We start from the raw sequence: 6,663 nt of genomic DNA, 5'->3' as shown, positions 1-6,663 counted from the left end.
GATCAAAGTTCCTTGTCTTCTCGTACCCTTTTCCACCGGGGATGCGCCTCCTGCATCCTTGGTCCGGCGACCTCATTTCGCCGCGATGCCGCTGCCGCCGCCGGCAACGATCGTCGCAACTCGCGCAAGGAACCAGCTGCCGGCTCCGCACGCCGGCCACCGACAACGACAAGGCAATACATCACCCTCCGGCGAAAACGCCGGCGAGACATCGACTGCCATGTACAATTACGCCAGTCCCCTACCCGCACCGAAGAGACAAACCAAGCCGCACGCGGAATTGCTCCACGTCATGAATTCTGCCATTTTGTGCTGGCCGATTCAGGCTGGGTCAGGGGCTACAGCCCGTCCCTTCGATGGATGGACATTACCGAAATCGCTGTGGATAGGGCAAGGCCACATCTAACGGTTTTTTAACGAATCTGGTTACCAGACGGGGCTTGAAATCGGGTGCTGCGACGGCACATTTTGACAAAGCCATTGTGATTCAAACCCTTTTCCGGCGAATATGAAAAAGGCCGCTCGAAACGAAATATTCTGAAATAATTCTCTTGACAGCTACTTCTCCCCCGCCGCTCGATCTTGAGTTGAACAAGCTGTGGATGACCGGCTGTAAGCCTTTGAAAAAACTGCAGATTTTTTGCCAGGCAAATTTGGGCAGTTGCCGCGGGGAGGGCGTGCCGGTATCAGCGGCGTTGAATATGCCGGCAAAACATTACTGGCATTGGAATCGCGTCGCAAGCGTTGCTTGCGAGCATTTTTTTTAAGTACTTGCCGGCAAACGAAAAAACCCGGCCTGTGCGACCGGGTTCAACATCGATTGATTAAGGATTAAGTCGGTCAGGCCGACAGCGTCTTGACCCGCTGGGCAAGCCGCGAAACCTTGCGGGAAGCTGTGTTCTTGTGGACGACGCCCTTGGTGGCGGCGCGCATCAATTCCGGCTCCGCCGCCTTGAAGGCTGCCACCGCCGCGGCCTTGTCGCCAGCGGCCAGCGCCTCTTCGACCTGGCGCACATAGGTGCGGACACGCGAGCGACGGTTCTTGTTGACCGCCGCGCGGCGGGCGATCTTGCGCGTTGCCTTTTTGGCCGAAGACGTATTGGCCATGATGCCTCTCTTCCGATCTGGTGGGCGCCAGCGGGGTGCCGCAGGGCGCAAAAAACAAACGGGCAGCCACAGGGCCGCCTCGGTTGGTGCGGCTTATAGTTCAGCTTTTCCGGCGCGTCAACGCCACTTGGCGGTCTTTTTGGAGACCGAAAGCGCATCACGCCATGACCCGCCTTCAGTCATTCGGCAACGTGCCCTAGCGGTTGGTGAAATTCGGCTTCCGCTTCTCGACGAAGGCGGCCATGCCCTCCTTCTGATCATCGAGCGCGAACAGCGAATGAAACAGGCGCCGCTCGAAGCGCAGCCCTTCGGCAAGCGTCGTCTCGTAGGCGCGGTTGACGGCCTCCTTGGTCATCATGACCGACGGCAGCGAGAACTCGGCGATCTTGGCCGCCGCCTTCAGCGCCTCGTCGAGCAGTTCGGCCACCGGCACCACGCGCGATACCAGCCCGCTGCGCTCGGCTTCGGCCGCATCCATCATCCGCCCGGTCAGGCACATGTCCATCGCCTTCGACTTGCCGACAAAACGAGTAAGCCGCTGCGATCCGCCCATGCCCGGCATGACGCCGAGCGTGATTTCGGGCTGGCCGAACTTGGCATTGTCGCCGGCGATGATGAAGTCGCACATCATGGCCAATTCGCAGCCGCCGCCGAGCGCGTAGCCCGCAACCGCCGCGATGATTGGCTTGCGCGTGCGCGTGAATTCCTCCCAGCCGACGAAGAAGTCCTGCGTGTAGGCGTCGGCGAAGGATATCGCCTGCATTTCCTTGATGTCGGCGCCGGCGGCAAACGCCTTTTCCGAGCCGGTAAGCACCATCGCGCCGATCCCGGGATCGGCATTGAACGCGCTCGCCGCCGCTACGACCTCCGCAAGGACTTGCGAATTCAGCGCATTGAGCGCCTTGGACCGGTTCAGCGTGATCAGCCCGACCTTGCCGCGTGTCTCGACGATAATGGTTTCATGGGCCATGGTTCGCTTCCTTCCGCGGCAGTGGGATGATCGATACCGTTCCTAGCTCACCGCTGACAGGTCCGGCAATAGAAGGTCGAGCGGCCGCTTTGCACGATGCGCTCGATGTGGCCGCGGCAGCCCGGCTTCGGACATGGCTCGCCCTCGCGATCGTAGACCGCGAAGGAATGCTGGAAATAGCCGAGCGATCCGTCGGCCTGGACATAGTCGCGCAGCGAGGAGCCGCCGGCGGCGATCGCGTCGGCGATGACCGAGCGGATCGCCTCGGCAAGGCGTACGCTTTGCTCTTTCGCCTTCTTGGCCGACCCGGCGATGGTGCCGGCTTCGCGCAGCGGCGAGAGGCCGGCGCGCCACAAGGCCTCCGCCACATATATATTGCCGAGTCCGGCGATCAGACGCTGATCGAGCAGTGCCGCCTTGAGCGGCGATCTGCGATCCTTCAGCAGCGAGGCGAGCATGGGACCGTCGAGCGCGTTGCCGGTCGGCTCGATGCCGAGCCCAGCCAGCATCGGATGCGTGTCCGGCGCTCCTTCGGCAAACAGCATGAAGCCGAAGCGGCGCGGGTCGTTGAAGACGACGCGGGAGCGCTCATGCTTCGGCGAGACGACGTCGAAGACGACATGGTCGTGCGCGGCGCTTTTCGAGCGCTCGTGGTGGAAGGCGCCGGGGATGTCGCTGCCGGCGGCGGCTTCGACGCGGAACGATCCCGACATGCCGAGATGACAGATCAGAACCGGGCCGTTCTCGATATGCATCGTCAGGTATTTGGCGCGCCGGCCAAGCGCTGTCACGGTCTTGCCGGTAAGCCGCTCCGAAAAGCGTTCGGGAAAAGGAAAGCGAAGGTCGGGCCTGCGCGCCTCGACCTTGACGAGCCGCGCCCCTTCCAAGACCGGCTGCAGCCCGCGCCGGACGGTTTCGACTTCGGGCAGCTCAGGCATGGCCGCCTATCGTTGCGAGGAAGGATGTTCCGTGGCGACCGGCCGCCAGGCCGAGGTGGTCCGCGACGGTTTCGCCGATATCGGCGAAGGTCGGCCTGAGCCCGATGTCGCCGCCCGTCAGCCCTGGCCCCGTGCCGATCACCGGAACGCGTTCGCGCGTATGGTCGGTGCCGCGCCAGGTCGGATCGTTGCCATGGTCGGCGGTGAGGATCAGGAGGTCGCCCGGCCCGATGCGCGACAGCGCCTCCGGCAGCCGACGGTCGAACGCCTCGAGCGCGCCGGCATAGCCGGCGACGTCGCGCCGGTGACCGAACTCGGTGTCGAAATCGACGAAATTGGCAAAGACCAGGTCGCCGTCGCCGGCGTCGTCCATCGCGCCGAGCGCCTTGTCGAACATCGCCATGTTGCCGCCGGCCTTGCGCACTTCCGAAATGCCGCGATGGGCGAAGATGTCGCCGATCTTGCCGACGGCGATGACCTTGCCGCCGCGCCCGGTCAGCCGGTCGAGCAGGGTCGGCTCCGGCGGCGGCACCGCATAGTCGCGGCGGTTGTGGGTGCGCTGGAAGGTGACGGGCGTCTCGCCCACGAAAGGTCGCGCGATCACGCGCCCGATCTTGAGCGGATCCACCAGCCGACGCACCGTGAGGCAAAGCTCATAAAGCCGCTCCAGGCCGAAATGCGTTTCATGCGCGGCGATCTGCAGCACGGAATCGACCGACGTGTAGCAGATCGGTTTGCCGGTGCGGATATGCTCTTCGCCGAGCCGTTCGATGATCTCGGTTCCGGGTGCATGGCAATTGCCGAGGATTCCCGGCACCTTGCCTTCGCGGATGATCGCTTCGGTCAGTTCGGCCGGAAAGGCAGGCACGGTGTCGGGGAAATAGCCCCAGTCGAAGCGCACCGGCAGGCCGGCGATTTCCCAGTGGCCGGAGGGCGTATCCTTGCCGCTCGACACTTCCTGGGCGGCCCCGTGGAAGGACGAGGCAAGCAACGGCGTATCGACGTCGAACGTGAGCCCGGTCGCCGTCTGCGCCGCTCGGCCAAGACCGAGCGACATCATGTTGGGCACGGCCAGCGGCCCGTTGCGCAAACCTTCCCGATCGGCGCGACCATCGGCGCAGGCCTGAAAAATATGTCCGAACGTGTCGGCTCCGGCATCGCCGTAGCGTTCTGCGTCGGCCGCGCCGCCGATGCCGAAAGAATCGAGAACGAACAGGAACGCGCGCGCCATGGGTATCTTTGTTGTCAGTCCTGGTTGCCAGACATAAGGTTCCCCGGCAGCCTTGGCAAATCGGAAACCAAACCGCAACGGCTTGGCGCCATAGTTGCGGCGAGACGCGGATGCGGCGGGAGCGAAGCAGGTATGGCAAGGCGCGGCAGAACCGCGGCAAGGCAGGCCGTGAAAATGTGCGCGGCCGCTCTCGCGGCGTTCGGCGCCGCCGCCGGGCCGGCACGCGCCGACTGGCGTGACGACATCGGCACGTTCCGCATCGGCGTCGTTGCCGAACCGGGCGGCGGCAACACCGTCCCCGGGCTCGCGCGCCTGACCGACGCCTATGCCAATGCGCTCGGCATGAAGGTCGAGTTCGTCGTTGCGCGCGACTACGCGGCGCTGATCGAGGCGCAGGCGAGCGGGCGCGTGCAGTATGCGGTCTATTCGGCTCTTGCCTATGCCACGGCCTCGGAGCGCTGCGGCTGCGTCGAACCGCTGGTGGCGCCGGTCGATGCCGACGGCGCCGTCGGCATCCGTTCCGTCCTGATGACGCGCGACGGCAGGCTTCCGGACCTTGCGGCGATCGCTTCGCACCGGATCGCGATTGCGCCGGTCGAGAATGTCGGCGGCGCGCTGCTGCCGATGGCGGCGCTGTCGGCCGAAGGCGTCAAGATCGCGCGGGATTCGCCCTTCCTGGCGCGCGCGGCTTCGGCCACCGCGGCCGAAACGATGCTGAGCGGCGGCGAAGCGGACGCGCTGTTCGGCTGGGAACCGGCCGATGCCGATGGCCGATCCGCCCGTTCCGAGGGCACCGTCGCGCGGCTGGAGGCTGCCGGCATCCCCGAGGCGTCGCTTCGGGTGTTATGGACCTCGGGCCTGTTGCGCTATGGCCCGCACGCCGTCCGCAGCGATCTCGATCCGGAGGCAAAGCGGCGACTGACGGTCTTTCTGACCAATCTCAGGTCCCAGACGCCCGATGTGTACGATCTGCTGGAGGGCGCGCATTCCGGCGGTTTCAGGCCGGCCGCGCGGAAGGACTATGCGATGGCCGTGGCGATCGTGCGGCAGGAAACGGCAGGGCAGGAATAGCGTGTCAGCAGTCGCTGCAGGGAATCGTCGGACTCCGGCGCGGCCTTAGATAATAGGTTTCGCTCATCGATATGTTGTTGAAGGCGGAGGTCAGCCCGAGCGTCTGCGAATTGCTGGCGGACCAGGTGATGATCGGCTTGTAGCCGAGGTCGCTCTCCACGCGGACCAGGAAGGTGTTGCGGATTATCAGCGTCGCCGGCACCGTGGTGGTCGCGTTGACGGCCGCATCGGCGCTGTAGGTAGTGCCCACCACCTTGCGCGACCATGCAACCTGCACCCTCGGCGCTGCTTCGTCGGTGATCTGTATGCCTGTGATGATGATCGTCGGCAATGAACGATTATAAGGCTGCAGCGTCGATGTGCCGATCTTCATCATTGCATCGAGATTCGCCTTCACGACGGTCTGCTGTTGGGTGACGAGGTCCGCGACCATGCTACCGATGCGGCTGACCTTCTTGCTGGTCTCGATGGCCTGCGAGGCCTCCATCGTGATGAAATACATGATGAGGAGCACCGGCACGATGAACGCGAACTCGATCGCCGCGACGCCGCGGCGATCGCGGCAAAACCGCTCCATCCTCGCCAAGATCCCCCGGAGTGCCCCCGCACTATGCATATCGTCCTCCACGCCGCGGCTTAGCCGTCGAGCAGTCTCAATTGTCGTCGAACGGTTCGTTCTGCCAGGTCACGGACGCGAAATGCAGCGTTTTGCTGTCCTTCAGATTTGCCATCGACTTGGCCAGGAAATCGGTCATCACCGGCCATTTGTAGAACACCCGCAGCATGTTGATGGATTCCGCCAGTCCGGGCGAGACTGTAGGAGACATCGTGTTCGCGCCCTGCGTCAGCACGATATCGCCGCTCACGATCTTGAAACCCGCCGTCGCGGCGTCCGCGAAGCTCGAATATTCGCGCAGATCGACCAGCAGTGGAGCATTTGGCCCGGTATCGGTGCAGTTGTTGGAAACCATGATCTGCAGGCGATTGCAGATCAGTTGCTTGATCGAGGCTTCGGTGACGTTGTTCTGCTGAAGCTGCCCGGTGCGCAACTGGCGGGCGACATCGTCGGTGACGTTGGCCATCACCTCCTGGCCGGCGAACGAGATGCAGCTCTCGAGGATGGCGAAGACGAGAAGCGCGAACGGGATGGCAAGCATCGCGAATTCCATCGCCGTGCTGCCGCGCCTGTCGCTGAAGAAGCCGGGGTGGGCTTTGGCGCGCGCCTTGCTGTCCATGCCGTTGCCGGATGAGGCATCCTTGCTCATATCAAAGTTCCTGCCGATCGCCTTTGCGGTACCGGCGGCAAGGTTAGCGAAAACCCATTGAGTTCCGGTTTGGACGATCGT

At 63.8% G+C, this 6,663-nt stretch carries 7 protein-coding genes; 1 reads left to right on the top strand and 6 read right to left on the bottom strand.

Annotated features, from left to right (window positions below):
• Window positions 1-840: 840 nt before the first annotated feature.
• The 4 genes from rpsT to FJ430_RS31540 form a co-directional block, all read right to left on the bottom strand.
• Entirely contained in the window at window positions 841-1,107 is a 267-nt protein-coding gene (rpsT, locus tag FJ430_RS31555) for a 30S ribosomal protein S20 (RefSeq protein ID WP_140645317.1), read from the bottom strand.
• 196 nt (window positions 1,108-1,303) lie between these two features.
• Entirely contained in the window at window positions 1,304-2,077 is a 774-nt protein-coding gene (locus FJ430_RS31550; RefSeq protein WP_140702784.1) for an enoyl-CoA hydratase, read from the bottom strand.
• A gap of 47 nt (window positions 2,078-2,124) precedes the next feature.
• On the bottom strand, window positions 2,125-3,015 hold the full coding sequence (mutM, locus tag FJ430_RS31545) for a bifunctional DNA-formamidopyrimidine glycosylase/DNA-(apurinic or apyrimidinic site) lyase (protein ID WP_140702786.1): 891 nt from the start codon (window positions 3,013-3,015) through the stop codon (window positions 2,125-2,127).
• Window positions 3,008-4,246 carry a phosphopentomutase gene (locus FJ430_RS31540; protein WP_140702788.1) on the bottom strand — a complete coding sequence of 413 codons (1,239 nt, stop codon included), beginning with the start codon at window positions 4,244-4,246 and terminating at the stop codon, window positions 3,008-3,010. Before FJ430_RS31540 ends, mutM begins: the two co-directional genes overlap by 8 nt.
• Before the next feature lie 174 nt (window positions 4,247-4,420).
• Between FJ430_RS31540 and FJ430_RS31535 the strand changes: the two genes are divergently transcribed.
• On the top strand, window positions 4,421-5,317 hold the full coding sequence (locus FJ430_RS31535) for a phosphate/phosphite/phosphonate ABC transporter substrate-binding protein (RefSeq protein ID WP_140702790.1): 897 nt from the start codon (window positions 4,421-4,423) through the stop codon (window positions 5,315-5,317).
• Window positions 5,318-5,321: 4 nt separating this feature from the next.
• Here the strand turns inward: FJ430_RS31535 and FJ430_RS31530 are convergent, their stop codons facing one another.
• Together FJ430_RS31530 and FJ430_RS31525 are read right to left on the bottom strand one after the other, a co-directional pair.
• On the bottom strand, window positions 5,322-5,933 hold the full coding sequence (locus FJ430_RS31530; RefSeq protein WP_140702792.1) for a TadE/TadG family type IV pilus assembly protein: 612 nt from the start codon (window positions 5,931-5,933) through the stop codon (window positions 5,322-5,324).
• Window positions 5,934-5,970: 37 nt separating this feature from the next.
• On the bottom strand, window positions 5,971-6,582 hold the full coding sequence (locus FJ430_RS31525) for a TadE/TadG family type IV pilus assembly protein (RefSeq protein ID WP_140645311.1): 612 nt from the start codon (window positions 6,580-6,582) through the stop codon (window positions 5,971-5,973).
• Window positions 6,583-6,663: the final 81 nt, after the last annotated feature.

The organism is Mesorhizobium sp. B2-8-5 (assembly GCF_006440675.2).
GTDB lineage: Bacteria > Pseudomonadota > Alphaproteobacteria > Rhizobiales > Rhizobiaceae > Mesorhizobium.
The sequence above is the reverse complement of the archived record's forward strand: the minus strand, read 5'-3'. Positions and strand labels throughout refer to the sequence as shown.

Excerpts from the sequence above, each read along its gene's own strand:
- rpsT (WP_140645317.1), bottom strand. The coding sequence starts at position 1,107 with ATGGCCAATACGTCTTCGGCCAAAAAGGCAACGCGCAAGATCGCCCGC.
- FJ430_RS31550 (WP_140702784.1), bottom strand. The coding sequence starts at position 2,077 with ATGGCCCATGAAACCATTATCGTCGAGACACGCGGCAAGGTCGGGCTG.
- mutM (WP_140702786.1), bottom strand. The coding sequence starts at position 3,015 with ATGCCTGAGCTGCCCGAAGTCGAAACCGTCCGGCGCGGGCTGCAGCCG.
- FJ430_RS31540 (WP_140702788.1), bottom strand. The coding sequence starts at position 4,246 with ATGGCGCGCGCGTTCCTGTTCGTTCTCGATTCTTTCGGCATCGGCGGC.
- FJ430_RS31535 (WP_140702790.1), top strand. The coding sequence starts at position 4,421 with ATGTGCGCGGCCGCTCTCGCGGCGTTCGGCGCCGCCGCCGGGCCGGCA.
- FJ430_RS31530 (WP_140702792.1), bottom strand. The coding sequence starts at position 5,933 with ATGCATAGTGCGGGGGCACTCCGGGGGATCTTGGCGAGGATGGAGCGG.
- FJ430_RS31525 (WP_140645311.1), bottom strand. The coding sequence starts at position 6,582 with ATGAGCAAGGATGCCTCATCCGGCAACGGCATGGACAGCAAGGCGCGC.